General features: G+C 62.6%; 26 protein-coding genes and 1 pseudogene. 5 read left to right on the top strand and 22 right to left on the bottom strand.

Annotation, left to right across the window (positions count from 1 at the left end; genetic code table 11):
- Window positions 1–7: 7 nt before the first annotated feature.
- The 20 genes and pseudogenes from F7P65_RS18525 to F7P65_RS18430 all read right to left on the bottom strand — a co-directional run bounded on the left by F7P65_RS18525 (window position 8) and on the right by F7P65_RS18430 (window position 20,212).
- Window positions 8–2,791 (bottom strand): conjugal transfer protein TraG N-terminal domain-containing protein, encoded by a 2,784-nt coding sequence (locus tag F7P65_RS18525; RefSeq protein WP_150294394.1) that lies wholly within the window; start codon window positions 2,789–2,791, stop codon window positions 8–10.
- Between the two features lie 15 nt (window positions 2,792–2,806).
- The gene (locus F7P65_RS18520) at window positions 2,807–4,207 is read right to left on the bottom strand and encodes a conjugal transfer protein TraH (RefSeq protein WP_150294442.1); all 1,401 of its coding nucleotides are present in this window, start codon (window positions 4,205–4,207) and stop codon (window positions 2,807–2,809) included.
- 65 nt (window positions 4,208–4,272) lie between these two features.
- A complete protein-coding gene (locus F7P65_RS18515) occupies window positions 4,273–5,091 on the bottom strand; it encodes a conjugal transfer protein TraF (RefSeq protein WP_420853324.1) in 819 nt (272 codons plus the stop codon).
- Window positions 5,092–5,126: 35 nt separating this feature from the next.
- Window positions 5,127–5,510 carry a hypothetical protein gene (locus F7P65_RS18510; RefSeq protein ID WP_240334387.1) on the bottom strand — a complete coding sequence of 128 codons (384 nt, stop codon included), beginning with the start codon at window positions 5,508–5,510 and terminating at the stop codon, window positions 5,127–5,129.
- Window positions 5,500–6,369: pseudogene (locus F7P65_RS22435) on the bottom strand (conjugal transfer protein TraN); the annotation flags it as partial. The pseudogene F7P65_RS22435 and the gene F7P65_RS18510, both read right to left, overlap by 11 nt.
- Before the next feature lie 1,940 nt (window positions 6,370–8,309).
- Entirely contained in the window at window positions 8,310–9,053 is a 744-nt protein-coding gene (gene trbC, locus F7P65_RS18500; RefSeq protein ID WP_150294392.1) for a type-F conjugative transfer system pilin assembly protein TrbC, read from the bottom strand.
- Window positions 9,054–9,066: 13 nt separating this feature from the next.
- Window positions 9,067–10,089, bottom strand: coding sequence for a conjugal transfer pilus assembly protein TraU (gene traU / locus F7P65_RS18495; protein WP_150294390.1), 1,023 nt, complete (start codon window positions 10,087–10,089; stop codon window positions 9,067–9,069).
- Entirely contained in the window at window positions 10,086–10,355 is a 270-nt protein-coding gene (locus tag F7P65_RS18490; protein WP_150294388.1) for a hypothetical protein, read from the bottom strand. Before F7P65_RS18490 ends, traU begins: the two co-directional genes overlap by 4 nt.
- A complete protein-coding gene (traW, locus tag F7P65_RS18485) occupies window positions 10,355–11,011 on the bottom strand; it encodes a type-F conjugative transfer system protein TraW (protein ID WP_150294385.1) in 657 nt (218 codons plus the stop codon). The genes F7P65_RS18490 and traW overlap by 1 nt, the downstream gene beginning before the upstream one ends.
- Window positions 11,008–11,544: a S26 family signal peptidase gene (locus F7P65_RS18480; protein WP_150294383.1), complete on the bottom strand. Its 537-nt coding sequence runs from the start codon at window positions 11,542–11,544 to the stop codon at window positions 11,008–11,010. Before F7P65_RS18480 ends, traW begins: the two co-directional genes overlap by 4 nt.
- Window positions 11,525–12,190 (bottom strand): type-F conjugative transfer system protein TrbI, encoded by a 666-nt coding sequence (locus F7P65_RS18475; RefSeq protein WP_150294381.1) that lies wholly within the window; start codon window positions 12,188–12,190, stop codon window positions 11,525–11,527. Before F7P65_RS18475 ends, F7P65_RS18480 begins: the two co-directional genes overlap by 20 nt.
- Window positions 12,183–12,548, bottom strand: a complete 366-nt coding sequence (locus F7P65_RS18470; RefSeq protein ID WP_150294379.1) for a hypothetical protein — start codon at window positions 12,546–12,548, stop codon at window positions 12,183–12,185. Before F7P65_RS18470 ends, F7P65_RS18475 begins: the two co-directional genes overlap by 8 nt.
- 5 nt (window positions 12,549–12,553) lie before the next feature.
- Complete coding sequence (gene traC / locus F7P65_RS18465; protein ID WP_150294376.1) at window positions 12,554–15,142, bottom strand: type IV secretion system protein TraC; 2,589 nt, start codon at window positions 15,140–15,142, stop codon at window positions 12,554–12,556.
- Window positions 15,139–15,936 (bottom strand): TraV family lipoprotein, encoded by a 798-nt coding sequence (locus tag F7P65_RS18460; protein ID WP_240334386.1) that lies wholly within the window; start codon window positions 15,934–15,936, stop codon window positions 15,139–15,141. Before F7P65_RS18460 ends, traC begins: the two co-directional genes overlap by 4 nt.
- Complete coding sequence (locus F7P65_RS18455) at window positions 15,933–16,823, bottom strand: DsbC family protein (RefSeq protein ID WP_150294374.1); 891 nt, start codon at window positions 16,821–16,823, stop codon at window positions 15,933–15,935. Before F7P65_RS18455 ends, F7P65_RS18460 begins: the two co-directional genes overlap by 4 nt.
- Window positions 16,810–18,150 carry a TraB/VirB10 family protein gene (locus F7P65_RS18450; RefSeq protein ID WP_150294372.1) on the bottom strand — a complete coding sequence of 447 codons (1,341 nt, stop codon included), beginning with the start codon at window positions 18,148–18,150 and terminating at the stop codon, window positions 16,810–16,812. The genes F7P65_RS18455 and F7P65_RS18450 overlap by 14 nt, the downstream gene beginning before the upstream one ends.
- Window positions 18,150–18,980, bottom strand: a complete 831-nt coding sequence (locus F7P65_RS18445; RefSeq protein ID WP_150294425.1) for a type-F conjugative transfer system secretin TraK — start codon at window positions 18,978–18,980, stop codon at window positions 18,150–18,152. Before F7P65_RS18445 ends, F7P65_RS18450 begins: the two co-directional genes overlap by 1 nt.
- On the bottom strand, window positions 18,980–19,546 hold the full coding sequence (locus tag F7P65_RS18440) for a type IV conjugative transfer system protein TraE (protein ID WP_150294370.1): 567 nt from the start codon (window positions 19,544–19,546) through the stop codon (window positions 18,980–18,982). Before F7P65_RS18440 ends, F7P65_RS18445 begins: the two co-directional genes overlap by 1 nt.
- A 1-nt stretch (window position 19,547) precedes the next feature.
- Window positions 19,548–19,838, bottom strand: a complete 291-nt coding sequence (gene traL / locus F7P65_RS18435) for a type IV conjugative transfer system protein TraL (RefSeq protein WP_150294368.1) — start codon at window positions 19,836–19,838, stop codon at window positions 19,548–19,550.
- Between the two features lie 53 nt (window positions 19,839–19,891).
- The gene (locus F7P65_RS18430; RefSeq protein WP_150294366.1) at window positions 19,892–20,212 is read right to left on the bottom strand and encodes a hypothetical protein; all 321 of its coding nucleotides are present in this window, start codon (window positions 20,210–20,212) and stop codon (window positions 19,892–19,894) included.
- Between the two features lie 512 nt (window positions 20,213–20,724).
- Between F7P65_RS18430 and F7P65_RS18425 the strand changes: the two genes are divergently transcribed.
- The gene (locus F7P65_RS18425) at window positions 20,725–21,336 is read left to right on the top strand and encodes an XRE family transcriptional regulator (protein WP_150294364.1); all 612 of its coding nucleotides are present in this window, start codon (window positions 20,725–20,727) and stop codon (window positions 21,334–21,336) included.
- Here F7P65_RS18425 and F7P65_RS22430 read toward each other — a convergent pair.
- Window positions 21,317–22,333, bottom strand: coding sequence for a lytic transglycosylase domain-containing protein (locus F7P65_RS22430; protein ID WP_240334385.1), 1,017 nt, complete (start codon window positions 22,331–22,333; stop codon window positions 21,317–21,319). The two genes, F7P65_RS18425 and F7P65_RS22430, sit on opposite strands and share 20 nt — an antisense overlap.
- 41 nt (window positions 22,334–22,374) lie before the next feature.
- On the opposite strand from F7P65_RS22430, the gene F7P65_RS18415 reads away from it, so the two are divergent.
- From F7P65_RS18415 to F7P65_RS18400, 4 genes are all read left to right on the top strand, one after another.
- The gene (locus F7P65_RS18415; protein WP_150294363.1) at window positions 22,375–23,670 is read left to right on the top strand and encodes a hypothetical protein; all 1,296 of its coding nucleotides are present in this window, start codon (window positions 22,375–22,377) and stop codon (window positions 23,668–23,670) included.
- Between the two features lie 163 nt (window positions 23,671–23,833).
- The gene (locus F7P65_RS18410; protein WP_150294360.1) at window positions 23,834–24,748 is read left to right on the top strand and encodes a Ros/MucR family transcriptional regulator; all 915 of its coding nucleotides are present in this window, start codon (window positions 23,834–23,836) and stop codon (window positions 24,746–24,748) included.
- Window positions 24,749–25,033: 285 nt separating this feature from the next.
- Window positions 25,034–25,297: a type II toxin-antitoxin system Phd/YefM family antitoxin gene (locus tag F7P65_RS18405; protein WP_150294358.1), complete on the top strand. Its 264-nt coding sequence runs from the start codon at window positions 25,034–25,036 to the stop codon at window positions 25,295–25,297.
- Window positions 25,297–25,719 (top strand): type II toxin-antitoxin system VapC family toxin, encoded by a 423-nt coding sequence (locus tag F7P65_RS18400; protein ID WP_150294354.1) that lies wholly within the window; start codon window positions 25,297–25,299, stop codon window positions 25,717–25,719. The genes F7P65_RS18405 and F7P65_RS18400 overlap by 1 nt, the downstream gene beginning before the upstream one ends.
- A 380-nt stretch (window positions 25,720–26,099) precedes the next feature.
- Here F7P65_RS18400 and F7P65_RS18395 read toward each other — a convergent pair.
- On the bottom strand, window positions 26,100–26,420 hold a 321-nt coding region (locus F7P65_RS18395), incomplete at its 5' end, for a type II toxin-antitoxin system ParD family antitoxin (RefSeq protein ID WP_240334384.1).

The raw sequence follows: 26,420 nt of genomic DNA, 5'->3' as shown, positions 1-26,420 counted from the left end.
AGCACGGTTATTTTCGCAAATCGGGATCGCGAAAAAATCCTTTGTCGTTGCCCGCATTGACTGCGGATTGAACATCCACGGAGCCCTGGACGGCAGAATTGCGGTTTGTCAGAGCACTTTTGCGCTCCTCCTCAATTACGCGTTTACCCGCGTCGATTATCCGCCCAGCGGCATCGGAATCGCCCAAAGCCGGCGAATTGGCCAGAGGCGCCACGCCATGCGGATGATAAGTCGAGCGAACTTCATCATAGCCGCCAATTGAACGGTGCGGCACATCAACGAGATCCGGACGGTCGATCAGGCCCCGCACTTCACTACCAATTTCGGCCCGCTTATGCTGCATCCAAGCATTGATCATCGCGCTTCTGGCATCCCGTTGCTGGTCTGTCATGGTCGTCGCCCACAGCTCCGGCGCACCCATGCCAGGATTGCGGGCCGTTTCCGCGCGATACCAATCCGCCAGGTCTTGTGAGAGATTTGCGCTCAGCTGCATGCCGTGAGTTTCTGCATAACTCGCGTCGCGGCTCAGTTGCTCCGACAGTTCATGAAGCTTTCGCGCCGTCTCTTGATAGGACTGGGCCCGTGAAAGAGCATCTTCGGTACTCTGCGACGACGAAGTGGTCGCCGTGGCCCGCTCAAAGACACCGCTCTTATCGTAGGTTCCATCGGTCTCATTTGCATTCGCACCGCTGGAATGCTCATCGCGGAAGCCAGTGGATGAGGAATTGCTGCTATCGGACGAACGCTGATCCGTAGTGCCATATCGCAGCCGATCTTCCTGCTGGCCCGTGCGTGAAACGCCAATTCCAACGTTGCCTGTACCGAACCCGCGGCCTCCATTTCCGACGTCACCTCGTCCACTCGCTGCCAACCCGGCATTGCCCGCCACGCTATCAATTATATTCGCAGAGCGTTCCTGCCCCTTCGACACGCTTTGCGACTGACCAGTCGACGATTTCTCATCAAAACCCTGCGAACTCGATGCCGACGTGCGATCATAACGCTCGATCGACGTTCCAGCCGTCTGACCCCGGCTGCTATCCCAACCGGAACTTCGCTCGGCGGACGTGCCGAATGCGCTACGATTGGTGTGCGTGCTGGTAAGAATGTCCGACGCGGCCGCCTCAAATGCCTTTGCCTGCCGTTCAGCAACACTCGCTTGCTCACGCAGCTCAGACACAAATCCCGTGTTCGCGCGAGGCTCGACATCAAGCCGGGAAATGGCCTGATGCATGTCGATCACCTCGCCGCCATTGCCGAAGCTGGAGACCGACGCCCCATTATCGTGCCGCCAACCAAAGGAGGGACTGCCATCCTGGTAGCTGGGCGCCATGCTCCACTGCCCGCTTTGGCGCATGTTCGAAGTCTGGTTCGCCCAGCTGACATTGCCAAAGGCATAATTGCCGGTGGTCTGCTCCAGCGCCGCGGCCTCGGCCGCGTTCTGCGCGGGTGCCAGCATCGACATGGACTGCCCGGCGATCGACATCGCGCCTTTCGCGAGCCCCGCCGCGAGGAACGGCACGCTCATCAGCATGAACCCGGCAATCGTCGCGGTCTCGGCATTCACGGCGCCGATTCCGGCATAGGTTCCCAGCGACATGCCGCCCTTGGCAACACCGCTCGCGGCCACCTCTGCCCGCGTCATGCAGATCATGTGGAGGATCACATAAAGCGGTCCCCAGGCCGCGAGATAGAAGAACCCCGTCGCATAGCCCTTGAACGCGGAGACCCCGGTCTGCGGCATCAGGAAGAGCGGAAAAATGACCGGGAACATCGCGAAGAACACGACCGTCAGCACGACATTGAGGATCGGCACCCAGGTCATCGCCTGCTGGGCGATGCTGTTATAGGTGTTGCGCGCCTGGATGTCGGCGCGGGCCTGCGCGAACGCATCGATCGCGCTCCCGCTCATATTGCTGCGCGCCTGCATGAAGGCGTTAATCGCCGTGTTCTGCCGCATCGTCTCGACAAAGCCGTCGCTCGCCCCGGTGAAGGCATGATTGACGATCGGCACGTCATTGCGGAGTTTCGCTTCAGCCAGCATATCGCTGAGCCTGGGGTAAAGCTCCAGCCCCCAGATTTTGGCGTTGGCGTTGATCATCGAAGACCATTGGCTATCGAGCAGCGCATAGGCCTGCTTGCAGGTGACGATATAGGGCGTGACCGTCCCGCCGGATCGCTCCAGATATTCCTGCGACCGGGATTCCGCGTCCGACGCCATCGCCGCCCAAAGGTTTTTCGCGTCCGCCAGGTCCGTCAGTGATTTCTGGTAGAGAAGAATGTCTCCGAACACGCATTGCTTCAAATATTGGTCGAGATTGGCGGAGAATTCCGCATCGCGGATGGTAAAATTCCGGGTGGCGTCGAACAGGCGGGCGCCATAGACCAGGCCGTTGCTGCTGTAATTGAGTTCGCTTGGGGATACGAACACGGTTTCGGCCGTGCGCGTCAGATAGTCCCCGATCTGCGTCGTGAAGCTGGCAAGAATGCCAAGCCCCATCGGAACATGGGCGACCGTCGCGGGCGCAAGGCTGGGATTGATCCGGTCCGTCACCTTGATGTCGACCGTCGGCACCATCAGGCACATATAGATGAGGGTCGACTGGAGGAACCAGTTCAGCAACGCCTTGTAATTGAGGGTGAAGGCGACGACGAACAGGGAGTAGATAAGGCCCATCACCATGACCACCCGGATCATCGAGCGGTAACCCCCGCCCCCCGACCAGGCCGCCACGGCGTTGAAGCAATTGACGAGATATTCGCCGCCGCCAACTGTGAAGACCTCCAGCATGGTCGGCGCCCTTCCCTAGTTCAGGCCCTGCGCGCCAAGGCCGCGCGAGAAATTGAGGGCCGCCGCCATGCCCGGCGACATGCTGTTTTGCAGGGTCGATTCCAGGAACACACTGCGGTTGATGACCTGATAGGTGAGCTGGAGCTTGTTGCTGAGCTTGACCTCCCGCTGGCCAAATTTCTGACGCGTGGCGGATATCTGCGCCTTCCATTGCTCGGCGGTGGCCTGGTCGGCGGTCTGGTAATGAACCTTCGCCTGCTCGACCCGGTCGAGGATATTGTCGAGCATCGCGTTCAATATATCCACCGCCACGATCTCGGAGAGCGCCTCGATCTCCCCTTGCGTCAACGAATAATGGGCGAAGGCCTGGACGGTCAGGATCTTGTAGAGCGGGATGGTCGCAAGATTGAGAAGCTGCTTTTCCGCCGCCGTCAGCGCGGCGTTGGTCCGGGCCTTCGCGCTCATGTCGCTGATCATGTCCCGGATGCGCGGCCGCAAGGCGGCTGAAGCCGCGATGCTGAGCGTCACCTGACCGATATCATAGCAATTGCTGTCATTGCATTTGAGGACCTTGACCGGCGGCGCGTCCGCAGTGCCATCGAGCATCGCGGTCACGACGGCTTCCTCGGCCGGGCCATAAAGGATGACGCTCCCGCCGCTGTTGGAACTCGTGGGCGCGCGGGTGACGATCGTTCCCACCAGCGTCATGATATATTCGGAAAAATCCTGGTCGAACGCGCCAAATTTAGCGGATTTCTGGAGTGCCTCCCAGGTGTAATTATGGTCCTGGCCGACGAGCTGGTCCTTCATGGCGGCGTCGCTATTGCCGGCGATCGTGCTGTCGCGGCTGCCGCCATTGTTGCAGCCCTGGCGCGAGGCGGCCCAGTCGGAGAAGATCCCCTGGCTATTGCCGACCGCTTCGCAGATGGTGGCACGCGTCGTGTCCATGGTCGGCCAGATGCCGCCGACCAGCGCCTGCGCCGTCTCGCAACTGGAGATGTTCATCTGGTTCAAAAGCTGCGCTTTCTGGCTGAACTCGTCCATCACCTTGCCGATCTCGGGCGAGATGGAATCGATCGCGAGCTTGAAGGCAAAGCCCAGCGCATTATTCGCCGTGGCTTTGAGCATCGCGACGATTTCGGAGGCATTAATGAAAGAGAAGGAACCGGAAAAGAGGTCTATCCCGCCGCAGCCCGCCCGGGCGCTCGGCAATTGCAGGTTGAAGGGCGCAACACTCTTCTGCGGAAAGCGCGTCCAGACATTGCCAAGCGAATAATAGCCGGCGGACTGGCCCTGGAAGGCGGAAGGACCCGTCACATTGGCCGCGCCGCCCGCCTCGCTGAAAAAGCTGTTCATTTCCGAGGCGACATTGGCATCGGCGACGCCGACGAGCGCGAAATGCGCAGCCGCCAGCATCGTGACGGCCGAGGCCGCGCCATGGCGAAGGCGGCGCATCCGGGAAGGTTGGGAACGATCAGCCATCAATAGTCACTCCCGACCCTGGTGTTGGTGAGCATGAAAATGCGATCCATGATCTCGTCGGCGCTCAGCATCCCGAAACCGACCGGGATCGTCCGTTTCGTCGCCGTGTCGAACAGGACCAGCGCCGGCGTCTCCCTGCCGGGCACGCCCATGCGCGCGCGCTGCCCGGCATCGACGACATAATCGGGGAAGTCGCGATTGGGACCGCCATCCATGGAGACGGCCAACACCGCCATGCCGTGGCTGTCGGCAACCGACCGCAGGATCGGCCCGAATATCTCGCAGGCGCCGCAGCTCTGCGCGTAGAAATAGAAAAGCCCATAGCGCTGGCCGAGGCTTTCGAGCACGGCGTCGCGATCGGCCTTGCGATTGTCGAGCCACGCCCGCTTGCCCACGGTGCTGACCGGGCGCTGGAGCGTATAATCAAGATCCGGATTCTGCCAGAGCGCGCGCTGCCAGGTGTCGGAAAAGGTTGAGGCCCGGTCGAGCTGCTCGCGCTGGAAACGGACATAGGCGATCACATTCTCTTCGCTGGGGTCCAGGATCGCCCTCGACTTGAGTTCATTGAGCTGGCTGGTGATAGCAGCCATGCGCTCGCTGGCGCTCATTGGCGGCGTTTGCGCTTTCTGCCGCTCCGCAGCTTTGGGCCGGGTGCAATAGAACCACTGCCCAAGCTTACGCTCCCCGCAATAGAAATCATCGCCCTGTTCCTGCTGCTCGACGCCGGCAGCCCGCGCATCGCTGCCCTGACCGCGCGCGGGCGCGGCCAGCACCGTCATAGCCAGCAGGGCATGCAAGATTGTCCAACCTTTCCGCATGAGAACCTGTCCTTTCGCTTGGGACCGCCCGCGCCTCAATGGCCGCCGGGCGCGCTGTCCAATTCTCCCTTGGTGAGCTGAAGCAGCGACATCATGAGCGCCACGTCGAGCAGACGCGTTCCCTGATCGAGCATGCGGATGATGCCGTTCATGAGCGGCCGTGCGGCGTCACGCCCCTCGATGCTGGCCCGGAAGCGGTGGCCCGACTTGATGAGCCATCCGCGCCCGATCATGTGGCCGACGGTCTCGGCCATCATCTCGCGCGGGATCAGGCCTTCAAACCAGCGGCTGACCCCGGCCCGGATTTCGTCGATCAGCATCGACGAGGGGCTGCGGAACACGCAGATGAAGACCGCGAGCTCAAACGCCGTCATATCCCAGCCAAAGGGACCGGCCGGTCCCAGCATCTCATTGGGCATGGAGTTCATAATATCCCTGTATTTTCTGCTGGATGTCCGCGACCGTCTGCACCTCGTCGGGCAGTTTCGCGGCATCCATGAAGTCGGAATAGACGTCGGTGAAATCCATCACCGAAAGATCGAGGTGCGCAAATTCATCGACGGTGAAGCCTTCGCATTGCTCGGTCTTGGGCTTGCCGAAGGGCTTGTTGATCTGGGGCCTTCCCTGCTCCTGGAGAATGCGCGAGAGCTTGCTCTCAAAGCAGCAATAGGTCTTGCGCTTGGTCGTGCAGACGCCGAGCAGGCTCCCAGAGCAATAGCTGCCGACAAAGGTGCAAAAGCCCATGCGGTCCTTCACGTCGAGCATCTTCTCCTCGGTCGAGCATAGGAATGTGGTGAGGAACTGGGTGGCGGCGCCGGCAAGCGCTGCGACATTGCCGCTGATCGCGCCGGAGAGCGCGGCTCCACCAATGCCGAGCGGCAGCATGCCTGACACCTTGCCGGCGCAGCAATTGACCACGCCGAAAATTGGCTTGTGACACGTGTCCCGCGTGCCCGGGAACACATGCATGTCGTCGGGATCAAAATCCTTGCCCGCCGTATCGATCGCATGCAGCGCGGTCAGGGCATCCTTGAACTCGCTCGAAGCCTCCCGGTGGATGGCCTCGCAATCGCCATTGATGCAATAGACATCGTCGCCACAGACATATTTCGGCGGCGGCTGCACCGTCCCGCCCGGCACCGGGCAGCGATAGACCTTCTCCATCATCTTGCAGCCCTCGCCCGAGGGATTTTCGTCGAGGCAGTTGTCATATTTCCAGCTGCATTGCGGATTGGCCTCCAGCGTGCCGCAATCGCTCTGCGGATCCTCGGTGGTGCAACTGCCGTCAGGATTGCTGTTCGCCCCTTCCGGACATTGCTGATGCGCGGTGGCGGGCTGGCTATGGGTCTGCGAGCATGTCTGGCCCGACAGCGTGAAATCGGCAGGGCAAGAGTAGACGGGCTGCGCCGCGACGGTCGCGGTACATTGGGAACCGGACAGGACAAAGCCCATCGGGCATGCGTAGATCGGCGTGGCCGCTGCCTCCTCCTCTTTCGTGCAGGTCGTGCCACCGAGCGAATAGCCTGCAGGACAGGCATAGACCGGTGTCGCTGGGGCCGTGTCGGTTCGCGAGCAAATGCCGCCAACGAGATCATAACCTGCCGGGCAGCTGTAGCTGACGGACGCCGCGATCTCCTCGTTCACCTGGCAGCTTGTCCCCGAGAGCGACCCACCGCTGGGACAGCTATATTGGACATTGGCGGGCTTATACTCGGATTTGACGCATGTTTGCCCGGACAGGCTGTAGTCCGCAGGGCAGACATAGGTGACGGTCGCGCCGGTCACATTGGTCCGATAGCAGGTCGTGCCCTGAAGGTCGCCGCCCTGCGGACAGGTATAGGTCACGACGCCATTCTGGACGACGTTCGACACGCACTGATTATAGGTGGGATCGAAATTCCATTCGGCGCTGGGGCAGGTATAGGTCGTCAGGGGCTTGTAGAGGCAGAAGGTGCTCCCGGAAGATTTTTGTTCGCGCAGGAATAGAATGCTGTCGGGTTTGGTGCCGGTGGGCGCGCATTTTCCGCCCGCGAACTCGGCCTTGCGCATGACGCAATAGGGACCGCCACCACCAAACATGCTCCCGTCATTGTAATAATAATAGGGGCAGGCATAAGCGGGCATGGCCGATGTCGTGTTGGTGGTGACGCATTTGTCGCCCTGGACCGTGCCGCCGCTGGGGCAGCTATAGGTTGCCGTCGCCTGGTAATTGGCGCCCTGGGAGCATGTGCCATTCTCCAGACTGTAGCCGGGCGGGCAGGCATAACTTTGCGTCGCGGGCTGCGACAGTTCGCGCGTGCAGGTCGAGCCGCTGAGCGTCCAGCCCGGCTCACACGAGCTGGTCGCCGTTGCCGCGTAGCTGAAATTGCGCACGCAGCTTGTGCCCGCCAGCGTATAATCGCCGGGGCATGAATAGACCGGCGTGGCACCCGTGGTCACGGTCATCTGGCAGACGGCGCCGGCGAGACTATAGCCATTGGGACAAGAGAGGCCGGTCTGTTCGGCACCCTGCGTGAGCGTTCGGCTGCACCGGCTCCCGTTCAGCGTCCATCCGGCAGGACAGTTATAGGCGCTGACATTGGCTCCCACCGTCTGCGCACATTGCGAGCCATTGAGTGTATAGCCTGCATCGCAGCTATAGCTGACAGTCGCCGGGATCAGCTCGGTCATCGAGCAGCTGGTGCCGCCCAGCGTCCATCCAGGCGGGCAGCTATAGACGGTTTCGGACGGCACCGAATGCACGACCACGCCCGTGTCGCAGGTCGCGTCATAGAAAATCTGCGAGGGATCGGAAGGGAGTGGCTGGCACTCGCCGCTCCCGCCGCTGATCGACACGCCACCCAGATGCGCGGTGGGATCATTCTCGATTCCGGCCGCTGTGGCGGTGACCGCCTTGATCTCGTCGTTCGAGAAAGTCGGGCGCGTCTTGTTGGCGTCGGTGGCGATCCTGTAGGCCTCGTTCGCGCCTTTCATCGCATTGCCGTCGCTCGCCAGTCGGTCAGGATCGTCATAATATTGGGCTTGCGGGATATCGGTCCCCTGATAGCCGGGTACGATCGCGGCCTGCGCGTCGTTCTTGGGCACCCAATTGCCGTCGCTGCGCATGGCGGACCCCAGCGCCTTCCCTTCCTCGCGCGCTTGTTCACTGGTCATCTGCGCCGGCGTCGGAATCGCCGCGCCTGCCAGGACCATCGCCACAAGGATCGCGAGCCGCCGCATCAGGGACGCCGCCGATCAATATTGGAACGGGCGACCGCCGCGACGCGCGCACCCGGCCCCCCGCCGTCGGCAAAGCTGTCGAGCGCATAGCGGACCGTCACATTGCCGGTCATGCGGTCATGGGGCGGCACGCGGGTTTGGCAGTCAAAGCCCGCGCAGAGGTCAAAGTCCGACGAGACCGCCACATAGGTCGGTACCGCCTGCACATCAAAGGCGCGGAAGAGACGAGGATCAATGCCGATATGGGCAAAGTCCCGCTCATCGACCAGTTGCCCGAGCCGGGTCGCAAACGCCTTCATGCTGTTGCCGGGGAAACCCCGGAACACGACGATGCCGCCCGCCTCGGCCGTATCGCGGATCATCTGTTTGAGGGCAGCGGGCGGCATGGAAAGGCTGGCAAAGGCGATGAACTGCGGCGCCTCGCCGCTCTTTGCAGTCAGATTCTGCGCCGCCCCGTCGACAATCGCATCGAAATCGATCGGGCCACCAGGTCCCGTCGGCAGATCGCTGGCCGCGACCCGTTTCATATTCTCGGTGCCGGCCTGGTGCGCGGCAAGCGCATCCGCGCGAAAAGCGTCGCCCCTGCCCTTCACCTCATCGACAAAGGCCTCCGCTTCGGCCTGCATGTCGGCCGCGCGCCTTTTGACGGCCTGGACGTCGATCCCTTCAACGCTCTGGGCGAGCAGCGCGGAGAGTCCGGCGGTGGCGGAGAAGAGGGCAAGCCCAAAGGTGGAGATACGCATGAGTCCCCTCCCTTTAAAAAACGCAACAATTGCGTTTGCGCCATACCAGATAGCCCATATCCTCTCCGGCTGCGGGATAGGCACGGCCGGCGTCCGGCGGGAAGGTCGAGGCGCCGATGGCGGAACAGGCAAAGCGCCCCGACACGGTCGGGATCGGGTTCACCATCTGGAAGCGATATTGCTGCTTCCTCATGATCGGCATCAGATATTTGCTGCACAGGCCCTTGGACCCCATGGTGCCCCAGGCCAGGCCCTGCCGGTGCATCTTATACGCAAAGCGCGAGAGCGCGAGCCGCGAGGACTGCACATGGCCGATGGACGAGGGGATGTTCCCGTTCATCGGATACATGGAGCCCTGACACCCCGCGCACCAGAAGAGCGGGTCGAGCGGCAGGCCGGCCGTGCCGGCGACGCAATCAGCCGCGCAGGCGGCCTGGGCGATCGGATTGGCAAAAACGATGGCTTCCGGGTTGATGAGGCCGGAGAGCGCATCATCCTGCCAGAGGGGATCGACCTCGGTCATATAGGCAATGTCGAAGCTCGCCTGCTCGAAGCAGACGAAATCGGTCAGCAGCTCCATCCAGTAGAGGAGCGGATAGACATACCAGTGGACATGCCATTTCGCGGTGCTTTGCGAGCGGCCGCCGACCATCGAGGGGCCGGCCATATAGCCCTGGCCGATATCGAAGCCGGGTGCGACCCGGATGCCGCCAAGATTGGGAAAGCACCAGGGCTTCATCGTGACGTCGGCAAGGCGCGCGGGTTCCCAGAAGCCGACCGAGATGCCGATGCGCGGGAGCGGATCGGTGCAGGCGCAGATGGGCGAGGCCGGATTGCTGGGGTCGGGTCGGTTGCCGGGCCAGATCTTGAGGCCGCCGACCGACAGAGGGAAGAGGCAGGACCAGCAGACGTCCGTGATTGGGTTGACGAACTTGCCATGGCAGGCGGAACCCGCTTTCGCGGGCGACGCAGCGAGCGCGAAAGCGAGGGCTGCGCAGACAAGGCCCAATGTCAGGGATGGGACCGCGCGCATCATTCGCGCTCTCCTGCTGTCATCAGATAGGCATTGTCGGCACGGCCTTTGACGCGGAAATAGACGAGGGTCTGGACGGCAGTCAGCAGCAGGAGGCCGGCGACCAGTCGCGGCGCGCTGGGGCCGATCAGCGACCGGATCGGGCCAAACAGCGCGATCGTAGCGGCAAGGACGAGGCACAGCGCCATCCAGGCGCGGCGCATGATTTTAAGGAAGCGCGTTTCCGGCGCCGCCATGGGCGTTCGCAGAAGATCGAGCCAGAGCGGCATCAGCCCGCCCTCCCCGGCTTGAGGACCAGCTCGCTCACCTGCATCACCTTGCCCGCTGGGCTCACCACGGCCGGGACATGCTGGATGCCGAATTTTCCGGTGAGCCGCCCTTCCTGGTCGAAATAGAAGCGGCGCTTGCGGTTGGTCATCTCCTCGATCGGCGAACCGCTGACGAGGATGATCTTGGCCCTGGCATCGCTGTAGCGCCCGGTCGCCCAGGCCATCTGCGCGGGATCATCGCCATCGATGAACACCAGATCCTGGCTGAGGCGCACGAAATCGAGCGGATTGATGCGCTGCCCGGCGGCCGCGATAAGCCTGCCTTGGGAATCGCGAATATCCTGCTCGAGCGTGACGGTCGGATCGAACTGCCAGCTGCGCGCCTCCCGAGCCGGTGTGATACCCACGACGGGATCGGGCCGGCGGACCTTGGCTTCCACCCTTTGGGCGAAGGCCGCGTTCATGCGCGCCATCTCCCCACTCGCTTGCCGGCCTTTCAGCCGCGCTTCGATGGTCGCGAGCAGATCAGGTTCGATCACCGGGAAGCTTTGCCCGGCCTGGCCATAATCCTTCGCCTCGCCACGCATGGAGCCGCCGACCAGCAGCATTCCGCCCAGCGCAACCATCCCGATGGTGCCCATCACCAGCCGCCTCATAGCACCGGCTCCCCGGTACCGATGATCTGACGGACGCAGACAAGGCCAATCTCCGCGTAGCGGCTGTCGAACCCGTCCTTGTGCGGCGTGCCGACATAATAGCAGTCCTGGGGGATCACACCCGTTGGACCGGGCGTCAGGACCTCGCCCCACCGCGTCCGCGCCTTCATCCGCGCAACCGGGCGTCCATTGACGCGCACGACCGCACCCTGATGGCTGACGACATCGCCGGGCATACCATAGACCAGCTTGCCGAACATCGGCGGCGAAGCGCCAAAGTGCCGCGTCACGAGCGCATTGGTGGGCGCGGTAAAGAAGATATAATCCCCCCTCGCCGGTTTCTTGGTGCGGTGGATCAGGAAGGCCCAGTTGGGCAGCGAGTCCGTCCGGTTGATGAGGAAGGCATGGGCATTGCGCCATTCCCGCAGCGCGCCATAGACCGCCCACCCCGCAAGCCCCATGCCCAGCAACAGCCAGAGCCGCTTGCGCGGGCGCCATCGCGGCGCCAGGGCATTACCGACCGCCTGCGCCATCGGATCCTCCAAAGGTCGAAACGGACGCGCCCGGATAGCCGCCCGGCACGCCAGGCGTCGGCGCACCGGCAAAGGGCCGCGCCGCCTCCGCAGCCTGGGGCGCGGCCATGGCCATCGGATCGATCGCCGCATCAGGCGTCGCCATAGGTGCCGCAGGCGATGGCGGCATCGCCTGCCGCTGGAGCGCGAGCATGTCCTGGGCACTAGCCTGTTTGGGCCGGACAATCCCCGAGGCATAGACCGCTTGTCTGATGCTCTCGGTGATGTCGGGCACGTTTTTCGAGAGCACCGCCTCACCGACCAGGACGATTTCGCCCTTTTGCGCGCGACGCTGCAATTCCCGGTCAAGCGAGGCCATGAAGCGGCGCATCTCGGCTTCGACCTGCGGGGGCGGTGACGCGGAATGGGCCTGCGCCTGCACATAGTCGCCGACGATCGCCGACAGCCGGGCCGAGACCATGCGGTCCCGGACAGGAGCCACGAGCGTCTTTGTGACCCACATGCCCCAGATCAGGCCCGCGACAATGGCGGCGCCGGCAACCAATTGGCCGCGGGTGAAGCCGCCAAAGAAGCTGGTGCGACCGGGCATAGTGGGAATGGACGCGGAATGGGGCGTGGGGAGATCGAGTTCCTGCTGCTCAGCCATGGCGCGCGCTCCTTAGTCCTGGCGTGACGCGGAGAAGGCGGTGCCGCCGGAGGAAGAGGATGGTGAGGGTGATGAGAGCGTGGACCGCGAGGAGTTGATGCTGGAACCGGGCCGCCCGGAGCGGGTCCGCGACCAGATAGCGGGCGGTCAGATTGCCGAGCTGGTGCATCAGCCCGTCGATCGAGAAGCCGCCGATCGTGAGAAAGAAGAGGATGAAGACTCCCCAGCTCATCAGCAGGATGCCTGCGGCAAAGCCGGTCAGATGAAGGGTCGCATAGGCGATCGTCGCCCAGTCGCGACGCCGACGTCGCCGCTGCCTCACGGTGGCGCTGTCAAACACAATGGGCCGTATCTGCATCGGGCCTACTCCGCTGCCATCGGAACATTTTGGGGATCGGTCGACCATTTGTCGGGCTGGTCGGGAAAGGCGATCCGCTCGATCGCCTGGCTCATCGGCATCCCCTGCGCGACCATCTGTTCGATCGCCGCGAAGGTTTTGGGGCTCGATGAGAAGAGGGTCGCCGAATAGGGATCGAGGACCAGACGCCCGACCGCCAATGTCTCGGGGCCCTTGATCATGATGTCGGAATATTCAAATCCATTGCGTTTCAGAGATCGAAGAAGCGCGTCGGTATAGTCGTCCATCTCGAAGCGATCATGCTTCTTGAAGTCGGCAATGGTTTCCGGCTTGTGCTGGAGGATCACGAACCAGTCACTATTCTCCAGTGCCGCGATCGAGCCTGCCGACTTATAATAGTCGTTGAGAGACTGGGTCGCGGTCACCAGCGACGCACCATATTTGCGGCAAGTGCGCGCATAGGTCTCGATAAAGTCGGCCATCGCCCCGCCCCGCAGAATCTGCCAGGCTTCATCGAGCAACAGCGCCTTGGGAATGGACCGGTCAAGCTTGCGCATCATCTGCTGCGCCATGAACATGATCGCGGTCAGCACCACGCTGCGCAGCTCTTCGCGCGAGGAAAGGTCGGAGAGCTCGAAAACCGTGAGGTTGGCCGAAAGTTCGAACGACACCTCGCCCACGAAAAAGCTCCCGAACGTGCCGCGCGACGAGAAAGGGCGCATCGCAATGCCAAGCGCGATCGCCATGTCGTTGCCGGTCCGGTCGAGCGCGGCGATCACATCATCGATTGCACCGCCGCGCCCTTTCTCTTCCCACACGTCATTGACGGCGCCGTCGATGAGGCCGCGCTCAGTGTCGTTCAGCACATCGATATGCCGCGCCATCTGATTGACGATGGCCTTGAGCATCGCCAGGCAATCGAGCCGGTAGTCCTGATCATGCGCCGCCAACTCCGCATCGATCATGCTGAAAGGGTTGAGGCAGAAGCCTGACGCCATGGTGAATTCGACAAAGGCGCCGCCCTGGAGCTTGGCCGAATGTTCGAACGAGCGCCCGTCATCGATCACCACCACCCGCGCGCCGGCGCCGCAGAGCGAGGCGCACAATTCCTGGAGCGCGACCGACTTGCCCGATCCCGATTTGCCGAACACCGCGACATTATGATTGCCCGCGCCATTTTCGAACGGGCTCCAGAAGAAAGGCTGTCCCCGCCGGCCGACCAGCAGCATGTGCGGGATCGGTCCGCCCAGATATTCGCCCTGGATCGGCGCGAGGTTGGCGGCAGTCGTGGTGAGCATGGTGCGCATCCGCTTCATGCGCTCCAGGTCCCTCGAAAGGCCGTTCGCCATCGTCATGGGCATGGCGCAGAGCAGCCCCATGACCTGGAGGTAGCGGTCGTCGAGCAGATCCCAGCCCGCCGCGCGGTAGACGGATTTCAGCACTCGCTCATTGCTGTCGCCCTTGCCCTTGGGCGAGAAGGTGGTCACCGAGTAGAAGAGGCGGACAAGCTTCCTCCCCTGCTTCATCGCCTCATTGACATGCGCCCATTCCTGGCTCTGCTCCTTCAATTGCGGCAGGAAGCGGGCCGACTTGCTGTCGGCAAGGCTGGTGGTGCGCATATATTTAAAGCCCGCCTTGCTGGTCGCCGCCTCCACATCGGGAAAATCGATGCAGAGATTGGTGGCCACCGGACAGGGCATGCGCAGCTTGTCGGTGAACATGTCGCCGATCAGCCGCCCGACATCCCAGGGCGCCCAGCGCTGCGGCAGGTTGCGCACCGAGAAGGAGCGTATATCGAAGACGTCGGGGTAAATCTCGCCAATCTCGGGCGTGCCGTCGATCTCCCGCCCGGTCGGACGGAAGCGTTCGGTCCGCAACAAGATGCGATCGGCCTCGACGCGCATCTCGATATCGCGCCGGATCGCCTGGTCGGCAATGCTGTCGAAGGCATTATAGCTGACGGCATCGTCCCCGGGTGCGGTCGTGGGCGAGGTGATATCGTCGATCCAGGCGATGAGCGCGGGCGGGTCCATCTTGCGGGCCGACACATTGATCGAGGCTAGCGCGGAGATGAGGCCGTCCATGACGCCTGTAATCTCGTCATTGGAGACGCGGGAGGATTCCGGGGTGGAATAGGAGATGGCGACGCGGTGATGGCGCAGGCAAAAGGGCGCGTCGGCCGAAAGCGACGTCCAAACACCCTGGGTCATATGCTCGACCCGGTGCCTCGCCATGCGCTCGTAAATGCCGTGCGCCTGATAGCGGGGCACATACCATTTGGAGAGGAGCTCGCCGACGCGCGGGCTCATCCATTGGTGAAATTGCAGACAGCCCGGCGTCGGGATTGCCTCGGACAGGAACTGGGCCAGAATCTCGCCGCTGCGTTCGTCGGCGCCCACCATCGGCGCGACCTCCAGCACGAAGCCGCGCGAGGCGCTGTTATAGAAGATGCCGCTTTTTGCGTCATAGCTGCGATAGGGAAGCCAGTGGGCGAGCATCGGGACGCCAAGATCGGGCCGATCGGCGTCAGGCCCCCTACTGTCCCCCAGCAGGCCCGCCATCAGCCGGTTCATGAAATTGGGCTTTGCCATCATTCCTCCTCCGCGACAGCAGCGGGAAAGGCGGCTGCGCGCACCGTGGGCTGAACCGGCTTTGCTGGCGGCGCGGAGCCCCTCGCCGCCGGTGGCACGGGCGGTGGCGAACCGGGCACCTCGGCGCCAGCGGTCGGCACGGAGGGCGGCATGGTCCCGTCGCGCCGCGAAGCGGCGAGGCGGCGCGCCACATCCGACTTGATGGCGCCGACCGGATCGGCCTTGCGCGCGCGCGCGGCTTCAACCGCAGCCGGCGTGAGCAGCGTGGGATCGACGGCCAACGGCGTGTCCGCACGGTCGACCGCCTCGGAAAGGTTCGGCATATTGGGCGCGGCGGCCAGCGCGTTGCGGGTCGGTGCTGGTTCGCTTGACGCTCGCGCGCTCTGCCATTCCCCCTGCGCGACGACGGCATGCACCGCGCTCGCCTCATGCAGCCGCCCACGCTCATCGATGTAGGCAGGGAAGACGACCCGCATCACCCGCTCGCCCGTCCGCGTGGCGCCCGCGGTGACCAGCGTGCCGGGGGACTGGACCGCGGCGCTATGGGCCGACGATGGCTTGCCGCGCTGCTCAAGGTACGGTCCGGCCGGCATCGCATCGGCCGAGGGATCAGCCGTGATCATCGCCAGCGCCCGATCGTCGATCACCGCGCTGGGGGCGCAGATCCCATCGGGCGCCGCGCAGGCAAAACTGCCCTTGATGTTGCCACCGAGGCCCGCGCATCCGCTGAGCAAGCCGAGGCTGAGGAGTGCGGTGATCGGGCGACCACTCCGCCACGCCATGGCCGCCCGGCTCACGACCGAACCTCCTTGAGCCAGCGTTCGAGAAAGTCGCGGGGGCGATAGCCTTCGAGCACCGCGCCATCGCTGCGGACAATGACCGGCGTGCCGTTGAGGCCATGGCTCCGGGCAAAGGCCTCGTTGGCGTCGAGACCCGTCGTGTCGCAAGTCGCGCCGCCGCGCATCGGCTCTCCGGCATAGGCGGCGTGGAGCGCCTGCTCGCGATCCTTCGCGCAATAGACGCGATCGGCAAGATCGCGGCTGCCGAGCACCGAGATCGGCCGCTCGATCACCCTGACGTTCATCTGGCGCAGGACATTGGACAGCGCGCGGCAATAGCCGCAGCGAAAATCCGTGAAAACGGTGACGCTCGGCCCCTGCGGGTTGCCCCAGACGATCGCGCCCTCCTTGCCGAGCCCATCCAGCGAGAGTGTGCGTGGGCCTGGCGCGGCGGGCAGCTGGTCGGCCTGGGCGTTGCCGGTCGTAGCCGCCGCGACCGCCCGCTGCGCGTCCTGTCCCGTGACATTGGCCGCCGCATTGGCGGACGCCGCTGCACCGACCAACATGTCCGGGTTCATTTCCAGCAGGCGCGCCGCGGTCAGATCCTGGCGGGTCTGCATGTCGTAGATACGGCCGATGATGAGATAGCGCGCCCCGGGATCGACATAGAAGAGATTGGTGCCGGCGGTGATTTCGCACAGGCCCCGCACCTTCGTACAATCGATCGCGTTGACGGCCGTCTTGGGCAGCCTGGCTTTCAGCGCGTCGCGCACCGCCTGGTCCACCGCGGGCACATCGGCCGCGAGGCTGAGGCTCGCAAGGCCAAGGCTGGCCAGCCCCAGAGGAATGAAACGATAGGAGCGGACGGCCGCTCCCAGGCGACGCAGGGGTTCAATTGCGGACATAGACACCCTCCAAAAAGACGATTTCCACATCGATGCCGGTCGGCATCTCGATTACCGGCTGATATTGCTCGGCGCGCTCGATCAGATATTTGGAGACCATGTCGCCGGTCTGGGCGACGCCTTCGCCAAGCCCCCCTTCGAGGATATCCCCGGTCGAAAGCTTGTCGCGCTTGCCGTTGGTCGAGATATTGGTGCCCTGGAACATGCTGTTGGCGTTCGCCGAAAAGCCCCGGCCAAAGCCGCCGACCAGCCCCGCCATGAAGGCCTGGGTCACCAGCGATCCTTCGCGCGACACCACACGCCCGCGCACGCCGGTCTTGCCGCCAAAGGCGATGAACCCCTTTACCTCCGAGACCGCATAGCGGCCGCCCGGCTGCGGGCAGGTCATCTTCTGGAGTTTCACATAGACCTTTTCGCTGGAGAGATCACCGCGCGCCGCGCCATTGACGAGACAGCCCTCGATCCGGGTGGTGAGGAGCTTGCCATTGGCGAAGACCGAGCGGGCGGGTCCGGTGATGCGCAGCACCACCGGGAGCGGATCGGTCTGGCTGTTCACACCCGCGCTTGCATCGACCCCCACGACCACCCGCGCGCGCGCGAAGCTGTTGGGGGGTAGATAATTGGGGCTGTCGGCATAGACGGTGCTGCCCCTGGCGACCTTGGACGCCGTGCCGGTGTCGGCGCTGGTGAAGCTCACCATCTTGACCTCATTGCCGCGCCCGGCCACCTCCATCGCGCGCTGCGCCGCCGACGCGTTCGCCGCGTCGGGGCGCTGATAGCTTTGCGGGCCATTGGGTCCGTAGAGCGCGGATGGGCCAGGGGTGGGCGCCTGGACCGGGCGCCGCTCGGCGATCTGGCGCTTCAACTGGTCATTCTCCGCCTGATAGGCGGTGAGCACCCGCTGGCCGTCGGCCTGCATTTCCTGGTTCTGGGCTTTCAATGCTTCGACCTGTGCGGCGAGCTGATCCATGCGCTGCTGCTGGCCGCCGACGGCCTTCAGCTGATTTTCCTGGGCCTGGAACTGGTTTTCCGACATCGCCATCCACTCCTGCTGGGAGAGGTTGCGATTGACGAGATCCTTGGTCGACACATCGACTTCCTCGCCGCTGCCGGTCTCGACATCGGGCTTTTTCCTGTCCCCGCTGAAGATCCAGAAGGAGGAGGCGACAAGGCCAATGGCCGCGGCGCCGGCGAGGAGCAACCGCTGCTTGCGGCGCACCACCTCATTGCCCGCGAGGTCCGGGCTGACGGGAGATACCTCCCCCTCTTGCGCCTCTATGATGTCCTGCACCGTGCGCCTGCGCGCGAAGAGATCCGCCAAAGCCATCAGGGCCTCCCATTTTGCGAGATGAGATAGGCCGTCGTGACCTTGCCGGGCGCGAGCCTGGCCTGAGCGATCGAGACGGCGAGCGTGTTGCCGGGCGCGACGGTCGCCTCGTTGAGGTCGACGGGTTTCGCGCCCTTATTCTCGATGCGCAGCACCTTGCCCGTCAGGTCCGATCCGCGATATTCCGCGATCATCTGGACCTTGAGATCGCCCACCTGCACGGCGCGCAGCGAGCGCTGGCGCATTTCATAGCCAGGTGGCGTACCATTGGCGTACATGGCCTGCATAAGTTCGACGGCCGCTTCCTGGGGACTTGCCTTTTGCCCCGCCCCGTTCTCAGCTGCGATCGCGGGATTGGAGACAAAGATTTGAGCCGCCTGGTCGCCGCCGATGCGGCAGACGAATTTATAGACATAGCCGCGCTTGCTGGTGCCGAAGAAGGAGAGCGTTGGTCTTGCAAAGCCGTCAGGCACCGAGAGATAGATGTCGCCGCGCACCGGCTCGTTGACGACCGCGAAATCCTCGGCAGCATTGCCGGACGCGATTTTGGACACGCTGGCAAATTCATCCTCGACGAGACTGATGCGGGTCAGATCCTTGGCGGACGCTTGGCAATCGACCTGCGCGCTGTCCGCCGCGACGATATTCTGGTCCGCAAAGGCCGGTGCGCTCAGCAGCAGCGCGACCCCGAGCAGACCCACGCCGATCAAGCGGCTGGTGAGGCAGAGCGGACGGGCGATAAATGCGGTGCCGCCAACAGCGCTGGAGATGGCTATAGCGGTGGCTGGAGCGATGATTGGGGCGATGACTGGGGCGACAGGGACGAACATCATGGCTTCTTCCCCTTCTCTTCCTCGACCATGCCAAAGCCGATCAGCCTCAGGGTGAGGCCCGCATATTCCCAACGGTAGCGGAAGGTGCGCAGCTGCTTGGAGACGAGCTTGCTGCCGACCAGGGTGTGGAGTTCACCCGTCACCTCCGAGGTCAGCCGATCAGGATCGATGGTCATCGACTGGATGGTGAAAAATTGGGCGATGGACGAGCCGCGCTGTTCCTCGACGATCTTCAGGAGATCGGCCTTGAGCCGTCCCTGCGCGCGCGGCGAACTGATGGCGAGAACGCTCTCCATCCAATATTCGAGATTTTGCGGGTTGCGATCGAGGGTCAGCAGCGCGACATCGCGGGTGATCATTTCGAGATAATCCCGGCTGACGCCCGCACTCGACACGGTGAGCGGCGAGCGCAGCACCGGCTGCAACACCACTTCGCGGTCGCGCGAGAGGGTGAAGAGCAGCAGCAAGGCGCTGAGCGCGCCCAGCGCGCCGGTCGCGGCGAACAGCAGGTTGCGCTGCTTTATGACCCGCTGGTGATGCGAATGTTGGTAGGAGAGGTCCATATCAGCCTGCCATGAGTCGGAGATAGGAAGGTGGCGTGGCTTTCAGGCCGGTGAAGCCGGCCGGAAGATGCCAATAGGCCAGGTGCAAAAGCCATGAGCCCGCGCGTCCTGCCTTTGCTTTCCGCATTCCCCACCAGCCCGCGCCCGCAAGCGCTATGCCAATGAGAATATGCTGAGACAGGATACCCCAGGCGAAGGGAATGACCATCGCCAGGAACTCGTCCAGCGTCCAGAGCCCTATCAATTCAGGATCATCCAGATGAGCCGGGACCACATATTTGTCCTGTGCCATACACCACCCTCTTGTCGGCCCGGTGGCTCAAAGCCCTTGGGCCACAGAAAGCTTCAGATCGTCGCGGTGACGGTGGAGGTGACGATGGGAACGCCGGTGCCCGCGCCCACGCCAACGCCCACGGGGATGGCGATTTGTCCCAGCGAGAAGCGGCCCGAGGCGAGGCCCACCACGCCGCCGACCAGCGAGAGGATGGTGATGATCCGGCCGCCCGAGCCTTCGAGGAATCCGGTGAAGGTGCTTTCGGCCGTATTAAAGGTGTTGTCGGCGCCAGCTAAAGCGGGTCCAACCATGAGCAGCAGAGCGAAGGCCAGGATGGCGAACCCAAGCGCCACCAGTTCCACGCGCCCTGCCTGTTTCAGAACAGACTGCATGAGAGGTTCCTTATATTCCGAGCGCGGATCATCCGTGCTCCAGAGAAAGGCTGGGTGGGTTCAGGCCTCTTCACCAAGCGGCAAGCGGCGAAAATGTCCTCAAACCATAAATTAAAGGAGAAATGCGGTTAGTGCCGACAGAAAATTGCGCAAATCTGTCCGCGCTCGCGGGCAACTGTCCGATCTGGCGGATTGCTGTCCGTGATTGCGGACAGGTGAATATTGGATTGAAACCGATTCGTGACAGTCTTCGTTGATCCGCTGATTTCGAAATAGCACCTATCTGGCGGCATCAGGATGTCAGAACGCCATCTCACTTTAGGTAAACCGATCCGAAACTGTGTCGCTCGATCGGCAGAACAGGATACTCCAGTTCGCTCCTTCGACCTGGTTCCAGCAATCGGATGAAAATTGATTGAATATGGAATCCTCAAGATCGCATCTTGCACTGCGGAAAGCCTGTTGGTTCGCTGATTTCGCGGCGAACAGCTTTCCGTTGGGGACGAGAGGCAATGGGTCGGGCAGCCCATTTCTCGGCCCAACTATGTGCAAATCCGGGGGGAAAGGAACGAGCAACCAACAGGGAGATAGAAATGGTGTGGCAATCTGATGGTGATGACCCCAGCAAATCCGGTTCCAGGTCCAGCGACAGGCGCGCGGATGTGCAGGCGGGCTTTCTTGCCGTCATTCTCGAAGATATGGCGCACAAGCGCCTGAGCGTCCGCGATCTCGCCGACGCGACCGGCATCGGCAAAAGTCGCCTCGGCGCCGTTTTGCACCGCAATGTGGCCAAGCGGCCGCCGATCACCGTGCCCGAGCTTGCGATGCTGCTCGAGGCCCTCGACATCCATATCCTGCAGGCCTGGCTCAAGGGCGAGGCTTTGATCCACATCGGATTATATGGCGACAGCCGGCTGAAACGGCTCTTGCCCCTGCTCGCGGAATTCTACCTCGATCTCCCCCGCAAACTGCTCGACGCCATGACGCAGATCGAAGGCGCCGACGGCACGGAGCTGCGCCGTGGATGGTCGGAGCCCTTCTCCAACGCGGTCGCCAAACGCATGGCGCATGAGATCAACCGGGTCGTTGAACGGCGCAATGCGCTTACCGATCTGCGGTTCTGACCCGTTCCTGAAATGTCGAGAGCCGCACGATGCGGTATGGGCTTTTGTCCCACCCATCGCCTGGTATCGGCGCCGTTCCCAGCCGCCGGTTCGGTACCGCAACACCGCTCAGCCGTGACCAGTTGCGCAATATGTCGTCGACATAGAGGCGGGTCTCGCGGATGCGCGGGATCGTCGCCTTCTGTATCCGACCAGGTCCCGCATTATAGGCGGCGAGCGCCAGATGGACCTGGCCGAAACGGTCGAGCTGCTGGCGCAGATAGCGCGCACCGCCGCGCAAATTCTGGTCGACCGCAAAGCGATCGACCCCCAGTTCCGCGGCAGTGTCGGGCATGAGCTGGGTCAATCCATAGGCATTTTTGGAGGAGAAGACATGATGGCGATAATGGCTCTCCTGGATGATCATGGCGTCGAACAGGCCGACCGGGATGCCGAACTCGCAGGCGATCTGGCTCATCAAGCCGTAATAGCCCTGGCGCCGGCTTTCCGCGTCCGCCTTCAAAAAGCCCGTTGGGCGGTAAGCGATGGGCAGGCAAGCCGGTGCCCAGCGGGGAACCGACGATGGATCGAGAGGAACGCCGGTCATCCAGGACGGAATGGTGATAGCGTCCGTGGGCAGCGCGGCACTGCCGGGATCACCGGAACCGAGGTCGGTCCAGCTATCCTCCGATGTTGGCCCCTGCTCGGCGAAACTGTTCGCCATCTCGCTTTCGACCGAAGGGCGGTTGGGGCTATCGCCGAAAGCGACGGGCTGGTCCCCGAACTGTTGAACTACGGAGCCGACTGTCGGAGCCGGTCTATTGCTCCGATCGGCGGATGGACCGCCCCCCATTATGATCATCTGCACGATCCGCGCGGTCCTGGGAGGCGCGGCATCTGCTGCATCCGTCCCCACGCACATCATCCCAGCGAGCAGAAACGCCTTGCGCATGATATTCTCCTGACTGTTGAAGCCCCAGTGGAGATCAGCGCCATGGCGGCTGTCAATCCGGGGCATTGGAGAACACCCCTCCCCTCGATGCCACGCGCGAGGTCCTCATGTGGTTGATCGATCGCCATAGCGATGGCCTTCAGACCCGGCGCATTCCCCTTCCACCACCAGTGCGTGAGGCGTTGGTCCGCTGGTATGAAGGCGAGGGCGATCTTCATGATGAGGAAGCGGGCATTCTCCTCGTCCAGCAGGCACGTATTGGCGAGAAGTGGATTGCCTGTGATTGCCTGGAGGAGGGAGAGGCGCCGCCAATATTGACGCCGGCTTACCTCAGCGAAGCGGAAACCTATTATCTGCGCCGTCTCACCGCCGCAAAGCGTCCCGATCATCGGACCGACTGTCCCTTCTTCCGCGATCAGGCGACCAACCGCATCACCGAGGTGCGCAGCCCTCTCAATCCGACAGAGCCGCCGGCGGGCTTTTTCGAGGTCTTGCGCCCCGCCCCCGAAAATCTCGCGCAAAAGCCGGGCGAGGATCTGACCGATGACCGCACCCGCAACGCATCGATCCCCCGTCTCGCGCGCCTGCTCTGGCGGTTGATCGACGCTGCTGGATTGAACAACTGCCCGCCCATCAGTCACAGAAGCGGTCCCTTGTCGATCAAGGACGAGTTCAAAGCCTTGGGACAGGCCGCCGCCAAGATCGAGATCGCGCCCGGCATGGAATTGGCGAGAGCGCTCTGGTCTCACGCTCAGCCGCTTCACAGCAAACAGGTCTATGCCTCGCTGCGAAGATTGTCCGAGAAATGGCCGCGCGGTCATGCACCCCAGGCTTTCCTCACCCTGTTCGCGCCTGGGTACCAGGGCAGCAGCATCGAAGTGCCAGGCTGCGATCCGGTGCTGGTCGCCAACCGGGTACAGTCGCCATCGGTGCGGACCAATGTCATCAAGGGTCCCTATCTCGTCCTGGTCGTTGTCGGCGAATATCCAGAGTCCCGAGGCTTTGCGCCGCTGCGCGCTTATGCGCAGCCCATCTATTCGGGGCAGCGCTTTGTTCCGGTGGATAGCGAGTTCGAACGACTGGTCTTGCGGCAGATATTGGAAGCCCAGCATCGTCTCCACGGCATGAATATAGACCTCGCCATCGAAAAGCCGGTCTTCGATCGACTGACGGACTTCGGAGCATGCAGGCCCGATTTCATGATCGAGGCGCGCTCGCGAGAAACCGGTGAAATACGGCAACTGATCGTCGAGGCGATGGGTTTTGACGACGATGTGTACCGCGCGGCAAAGGCCGTCACCCTGCCCCGCATGCGGCAAATCGCGCCAGTCTTGCCGGTCACCCCTCGCGACGCGGACAACCGACGAATAGGCTCAATGTTGATGGACATGATCCTCGCATGACTTTGATCTGATTCATCAAAGTTTAAAGGATAGGCACCCATGGAACCATGAGGGAGGTGAAGTCATTCACTCGTCTCGTCTTGGACGACGCGATTGGTGATTTACATTTGCCAAGATTGCGCGCATGAGGCGCAGAACATCCCTCCAAGACGGGTCCGCGATCATGGCCGACAACAATCCTACCGACATCACCGCCCTCACTGTTCAGTTGGTGAGCGCCTTCGTTTCCAACAATAGTGTGGCGAGCGATGATCTGGCCGGCCTGATCCAGTCGACGCGCGCCGCGCTCACCAATGAACTCAATCCGGCGCCGGCCGAACCCGAAGCCCCAACTTACACGCCGGCCGTCTCGGTGCGTAAGAGCCTGTCTTCGCCCGATCACATTCTGAGCCTGATCGACGGCAAGCCCTACAAGACCTTGAAGCGGCACCTCGCCGCACATGGCCTCAGCCCCGAGGAATATCGCGCCCGCTACAATCTGCCCAAGAGCTATCCGCTGGTCGCGGCCAGCTATTCGGACGCGCGCCGCGCGGTTGCCTCGAAGATCGGCCTTGGCCGCAAGCCCGTCGCTCCGGCTGCCCCGGCCGCCCCCGCTGTCGAAGTGAAGCCGGCCGCTGCCGCGCCGAGCGCGCCCGCTCCGGCAAAGGCGAAAGCCCCGGCCAAGGCAGCGCCCAAGCCCGCTCCCGCCAAGAAGGCGGTAAATGGTGACGCCAAGGCGAAGCCGGCCAAGGCCGCTGCTCCTGCAGCCGCCGCTACGACCGCGCCCAAGGCGCCCGCCGCTGCGAAGGTGGCGCCTTCCGCAGAGGCCAAGGCCGCTCCGGCAAAGAGTGATGCACGCAAGCGCCTGTCGATCGCCGGCCCCAAGGACGAAAAGCCTGCTGCAAAGGCGGAAGCTGCCGCCAAGCCGGAAGTGAAGGCCGCTGCTCCCAAGGCGAAGGCCGCGCCCAAGGCCAAGCCGGCTGCTGCCCCGAAGGCTGCAAAGCCTGCGGCGGCCGCAAAGAAGCCCGCCAAGGCCGCGGCCCCGGCGGTGAACGGGGATGCCAAGCCCAAGGCGGACGCGACCCCAGCCAAAGGCTGATCGCCGGGCGCCATAAAGACCTGCAATGTTAAAGGCAGCCCCGCATCGTCGGGGCTGTTTTTGCATCAGCAGTCAATTGGTTGTGGAGGTACAAAAATTTCGGTCGTTCGACAAACGGCATTGATGGATCACACCGACCGTTCTTCAGCTATTTTTGGTGGCCCCGAAGAGGTCCATAAGCATCAGGTTTCGGATGTGGCGCCCCTGATTTGTAGCAACGTAGAAACATTCTCCTTGCGAAGCGTTTGCCAATGTAGCAAAGTAGGAACAATGGAGACTGCTCAAATGACGATCACCACCATTTCTGCGCGCGATTTCAATCAGGATATTGGACGCGCCAAAAAGGCGACGATCAACGGCCCCGTCATCATTACCGATCGGGGGAAACCGGCCCATGTGCTCATGTCGATCGACGAGTATCGCAAGCTGCGCGGCGGGAAGAAGATGAGTTTGCTTGAATCTCTCACTCCCAGCAATCCTGCACCGCTGGACGATGGCTTCGAGTTTCGCAAGCTCGGCGGGATCACGAAGCCGGTGGAACTGGACTGATGCACCTGCTTGATACGAACGTTGTTTCGATCTTCCGCAGGATCGACAAGGCGCCACAACAGATTCTTGATTGGGCTGCGTCAGTGGACGCCGAGGAATTCTATCTGTCCGTCATCACCATCCTCGAGATTGAACAGGGTATATTGATGAAGGAGCGGCACGACAAGATGCAGGCGGAGCTTTATCGGGACTGGCTTAACAACGACATCCTGGTGCGTTTCGAGGATCGCATATTGCCTGTTGATCTCGCCGTCGCCCGGCGCTGCGCCCGTCTGCATGTTCCTGATCGCAAATCGGAGCGCGACGCGCTTATTGCCGCTACAGCTCTCGTCCACGGGATGACCGTAGTGACGCGCAATGAGATCGACTTCAAGGCAACCGGCGTCCCGCTCATCGATCCCTGGTCCTACGGCCGGAATTAGAGGCATGGTCCCTCATCCCCATTGTCCGATGATCAAAAGTTCGGGCGCGTACGAACGCATTCACCGCGATCTCTAATGACCCTCAAAGTGACGCTCGATGTCCAGGCGGCCATTCAGAATATCCACGATTTTTCCAAACTGACCTCACCGCACCGGAAGAAGATCACCTAATCTTGATGAGGAAGAGACCAGATACCAGGCCGCAATTCGGGTCGATAGGTCGCGAGCGTTCCGGGCAGATCGGCAAGATGCTCACATCGGGCGATTTGCTTTTCGACAAAGCTTTGGGGGTTGCGAGATCCCCGCTTTCAGCAGCAATGTGACGCAGAAATACCCGCCAGATCGTTTCTGGCTGACGTCAGATAGACGAGGCGACGCACTCAGTGTCCGCTGCGGCTCAATTCTTCCGACACACCGGCCAGATAACTCCGCACATCGACAGCATCATATTCGCCACCTGCGGCGATCGAAGCATTCAGCGTTTCGCGCAGCGCTATTAGATTAACCTCCGGTTCCTCGACAAGACGGAGGCCCTCATGCACGACTTCACCTGCCGATCCACAGCGGCCGGATTTAACAACGGCTTCCACGAAGCCTTTCCATCTGTCGCCAACAAAAGCGTTCACCCGACTCTCCACCATGCAATGCCGATGCATAGCATGATGGCATAAATGCGGTAAGCGTGGGCTGGAGGCCGCAGA

The organism is Sphingobium estronivorans, from assembly GCF_008692605.1.
Lineage (GTDB): Bacteria > Pseudomonadota > Alphaproteobacteria > Sphingomonadales > Sphingomonadaceae > Sphingobium > Sphingobium estronivorans.
Note: the sequence above shows the minus strand (reverse complement) of the source record. Positions and strands in the feature narration are given on the sequence as shown.

Coding starts and splice junctions, on each gene's coding strand:
- F7P65_RS18480 (WP_150294383.1), bottom strand. CDS start 11,544: ATGGCGCAGGCGGTCGGTAATGCCCTGGCGCCGCGATGGCGCCCGCGC.
- F7P65_RS18510 (WP_240334387.1), bottom strand. CDS start 5,510: ATGCCCAATGAGATGCTGGGACCGGCCGGTCCCTTTGGCTGGGATATG.
- F7P65_RS18470 (WP_150294379.1), bottom strand. CDS start 12,548: ATGCAGATACGGCCCATTGTGTTTGACAGCGCCACCGTGAGGCAGCGG.
- F7P65_RS18490 (WP_150294388.1), bottom strand. CDS start 10,355: ATGCCGCTCTGGCTCGATCTTCTGCGAACGCCCATGGCGGCGCCGGAA.
- F7P65_RS18425 (WP_150294364.1), top strand. CDS start 20,725: ATGGGTCGGGCAGCCCATTTCTCGGCCCAACTATGTGCAAATCCGGGG.
- F7P65_RS22430 (WP_240334385.1), bottom strand. CDS start 22,333: ATGCCCCGGATTGACAGCCGCCATGGCGCTGATCTCCACTGGGGCTTC.
- F7P65_RS18445 (WP_150294425.1), bottom strand. CDS start 18,980: ATGTTCGTCCCTGTCGCCCCAGTCATCGCCCCAATCATCGCTCCAGCC.
- F7P65_RS18475 (WP_150294381.1), bottom strand. CDS start 12,190: ATGGCTGAGCAGCAGGAACTCGATCTCCCCACGCCCCATTCCGCGTCC.
- traW (WP_150294385.1), bottom strand. CDS start 11,011: ATGAGGCGGCTGGTGATGGGCACCATCGGGATGGTTGCGCTGGGCGGA.
- trbC (WP_150294392.1), bottom strand. CDS start 9,053: ATGCGTATCTCCACCTTTGGGCTTGCCCTCTTCTCCGCCACCGCCGGA.
- F7P65_RS18515 (WP_420853324.1), bottom strand. CDS start 5,091: ATGCGGAAAGGTTGGACAATCTTGCATGCCCTGCTGGCTATGACGGTG.
- F7P65_RS18430 (WP_150294366.1), bottom strand. CDS start 20,212: ATGCAGTCTGTTCTGAAACAGGCAGGGCGCGTGGAACTGGTGGCGCTT.
- traC (WP_150294376.1), bottom strand. CDS start 15,142: ATGATGGCAAAGCCCAATTTCATGAACCGGCTGATGGCGGGCCTGCTG.
- F7P65_RS18410 (WP_150294360.1), top strand. CDS start 23,834: ATGGCCGACAACAATCCTACCGACATCACCGCCCTCACTGTTCAGTTG.
- F7P65_RS18405 (WP_150294358.1), top strand. CDS start 25,034: ATGACGATCACCACCATTTCTGCGCGCGATTTCAATCAGGATATTGGA.
- F7P65_RS18400 (WP_150294354.1), top strand. CDS start 25,297: ATGCACCTGCTTGATACGAACGTTGTTTCGATCTTCCGCAGGATCGAC.
- F7P65_RS18415 (WP_150294363.1), top strand. CDS start 22,375: ATGTGGTTGATCGATCGCCATAGCGATGGCCTTCAGACCCGGCGCATT.
- F7P65_RS18520 (WP_150294442.1), bottom strand. CDS start 4,207: ATGCTGGCGGCTGCGCATTTCGCGCTCGTCGGCGTCGCCGATGCCAAT.
- traL (WP_150294368.1), bottom strand. CDS start 19,838: ATGGCACAGGACAAATATGTGGTCCCGGCTCATCTGGATGATCCTGAA.
- traU (WP_150294390.1), bottom strand. CDS start 10,089: ATGATGCGCGCGGTCCCATCCCTGACATTGGGCCTTGTCTGCGCAGCC.
- F7P65_RS18525 (WP_150294394.1), bottom strand. CDS start 2,791: ATGCTGGAGGTCTTCACAGTTGGCGGCGGCGAATATCTCGTCAATTGC.
- F7P65_RS18450 (WP_150294372.1), bottom strand. CDS start 18,150: ATGGCTTTGGCGGATCTCTTCGCGCGCAGGCGCACGGTGCAGGACATC.
- F7P65_RS18440 (WP_150294370.1), bottom strand. CDS start 19,546: ATGGACCTCTCCTACCAACATTCGCATCACCAGCGGGTCATAAAGCAG.
- F7P65_RS18455 (WP_150294374.1), bottom strand. CDS start 16,823: ATGTCCGCAATTGAACCCCTGCGTCGCCTGGGAGCGGCCGTCCGCTCC.